Here is a 2350-nt window from a genome sequence, read left to right on the forward strand (position 1 = left end):
AATTGATGCTCTGAAAAATCAGGCCCAATTGACACGCCTTGGCCGGCAGTATGAGGTTGAAGTGAAATTGAGGGAGTATGGCCAGTCGGTCATTCACCCATGCACTTTCGTATTCAGTCCTCAGTGCGTCAAACGTGGGCCTCGTACAGGATATCACTACGCGGTTAATTCCATTAATAAAATTTGGGCACCGATAATCAAACGTGCAGGTATTCGTTATCGCAATGCCTACCAGTCACGACACACCTACGCGTGTTGGTCACTGTCTGCTGGTGCTAACCCAAATTTTATAGCCACTCAAATGGGCCATACCGATGCTCAGATGGTTTACAAGGTGTACGGGAAGTGGATGTCTGAGAAGAGCGCCGAACAGGTTTCTCTACTTAACCAGGCTCTTTCACGCTTTGCCCCATCACTGCCCCAAAGCAAGGTAGCAGCACAGTAGAAATTCCTAAATTCAAGTGGTTAGCATCATTACTGCTACATTTGTATAATATGAACTCATAATTTTTAAAATCGATAAAGATCGTCCAGGAGCGCATAAAACAAGGGATGAGCGAGATCGAGACAAAGCATGATTAACGAACTTAAACGAACTTCACAGACCACTTTTGCCCCACCCATGCCCCACAGCTAGATTTATCCAACATCAGTCGCCATCAGCGTTGCAGGCGAGTTAACTTGAAATTCTCTTCACAAAATTCCCCAAAAGCATAACTGCTTATGGCTAGTACCTTGACAGACAAACCTCCTGCGCTTTAAATACTGTATATAAAAACAGTATAGGAGTGTGTGTATGTTCGTTGAACTGATTTACGACAAGCGAAACGTTGAGGGGTTGGCTGGCGCCAGAGAGATCATTTTGGCTGAGCTCACGAAGCGAGTGCACCAGATTTTTCCTGATGCCGAAGTGAAGGTAAAGCCGATGCAGGCGAACGCCTTAAACAGTGATGCCAGCAAAAGTGATCGGGAAAAGTTGAACCGTATGCTGGAGGACATGTTTGAAGAGTCAGATATGTGGTTGGTTTCTGAGTTCCCTACCGTTCGCCAGGTTGGGCTTTAAGATTGTAAGGCAGTCACAGCGTATTCTGACTGCCATACCTTTACTGATTTATGCCCACAGGAAATTTTTTATAAAGCGTGCACACGGCCACGTCATAAATTATCGCAACCTGCTTCCTATCCACTCCGTTCGCTATCAGTCGCCCCGCCTGCGCCCATTGCTCGGTAGAAAGCTTTGGACGCCTGCCACCTATACGCCCATTTTCGCGTGCAGCTGCTAATCCTGCCCGGGTGCGTTCTACAATCAACTCTCTTTCCATTTCCGCCAGTGCTGACATGATGTGAAATATGAAGCGTCCCATCGGGCTGGAAGTGTCAATGCTGTCAGTGAGGCTACGAAAATGAATACCGCGTTGACGCAGTTCATCTACCAGAAGGACCAGATTCCGCATGCTACGGCCCAGCCGATCCAACTTCCAGACAACCAGCGTATCTCCCTCTTTTAATGTCCTAAGCAGCCTTTTTAGCGCCGGGCGATTAGCCACAGTTCCGCTCATTTTTTCTTCAAAAATCTGCTCACATCCTGCGCGTTCAAGCGCCTGCCGCTGGAGATCAGTGTTTTGGTCATTTGTTGACACCCTGACATAGCCAATCTGCATATTTTTTACCCGATATTTTTTGCCAAAAAATCAGGTGAAGTTAGCGGCCTGGCGCTTACGAGGCAATCTATAAAACGTCGGTTTAGGCAGTAGCGCGACGAGGAACGCTTATAGCTCGTCAGGCAACATGCTTTCGGTTGGGGATTTTGGGGTTGGTTCGGTTCTCCAAAATAAGCCCACAGATGCCAGTTCATCCTTCATCAGTGATGCTGATGGCAATACTCTGTGGGCACCTGGGAATGGATGTGGGTTCCAGAGTTCGTACACCGGCCAGCGAATTGCACAGTTGTGGATTACTTCCGGTAGCGCGGTATTCAGCCGCTTTCTTACAACCACTGACCCACAAACACCAAAATCGTCAGTGCCGTGGGCGCAGCTGCAATCTGCGGGTACATCGGACATTAACTTTAAGAAAGTGACGGGGGATCTGGATTTAAACGAATCGCTGTCTAACATTGAGGCAATGGATTTTAAAACCTTCTATTACCTTGCAGATGAGGATAAAACGGTTCGCCGGGGCGTCATTGCTCAGGAGCTCGAAATGATAGATCCGCAATATGTTCACTCTGCTGAGGAATCAGGGAAAATGACACTTGACCTCAACCCATTGGTGCTTGATGCGCTGGCAGCAATCAAAGCTCTGGCAACCCGTGTCAGCGCATTAGAGGAAGACGTTAAGGTTGCGGCTC

General features: G+C 47.9%; 4 protein-coding genes. 3 read left to right on the top strand and 1 reads right to left on the bottom strand.

The window, feature by feature from the left end; all coding sequences use genetic code 11:
- Both VIP81_RS04740 and VIP81_RS04745 read left to right on the top strand, forming a co-directional pair.
- The coding region (locus VIP81_RS04740; RefSeq protein WP_331957329.1) for a tyrosine-type recombinase/integrase at positions 1–445 on the top strand (445 nt) is incomplete at its 5' end.
- Positions 446–796: 351 nt separating this feature from the next.
- Positions 797–1063, top strand: a complete 267-nt coding sequence (locus tag VIP81_RS04745; RefSeq protein WP_331957330.1) for a DinI family protein — start codon at positions 797–799, stop codon at positions 1061–1063.
- Between the two features lie 40 nt (positions 1064–1103).
- Here the strand turns inward: VIP81_RS04745 and VIP81_RS04750 are convergent, their stop codons facing one another.
- Positions 1104–1661 carry a recombinase family protein gene (locus tag VIP81_RS04750; protein WP_331957331.1) on the bottom strand — a complete coding sequence of 186 codons (558 nt, stop codon included), beginning with the start codon at positions 1659–1661 and terminating at the stop codon, positions 1104–1106.
- 127 nt (positions 1662–1788) lie between these two features.
- Between VIP81_RS04750 and VIP81_RS04755 the strand changes: the two genes are divergently transcribed.
- Positions 1789–2350, top strand: a 562-nt coding sequence (locus VIP81_RS04755; protein ID WP_331957332.1) for a tail fiber domain-containing protein, incomplete at its 3' end; no start/stop codon positions are given.

This window comes from Chitinophaga sp. (assembly GCF_036566945.1).
GTDB lineage: Bacteria > Bacteroidota > Bacteroidia > Chitinophagales > Chitinophagaceae > Chitinophaga.

Bases quoted from the DNA above. Each gene is read 5' to 3' on its own strand.
- VIP81_RS04745 (WP_331957330.1), top strand. From the start codon at position 797: ATGTTCGTTGAACTGATTTACGACAAGCGAAACGTTGAGGGGTTGGCT.
- VIP81_RS04750 (WP_331957331.1), bottom strand. From the start codon at position 1,661: ATGCAGATTGGCTATGTCAGGGTGTCAACAAATGACCAAAACACTGAT.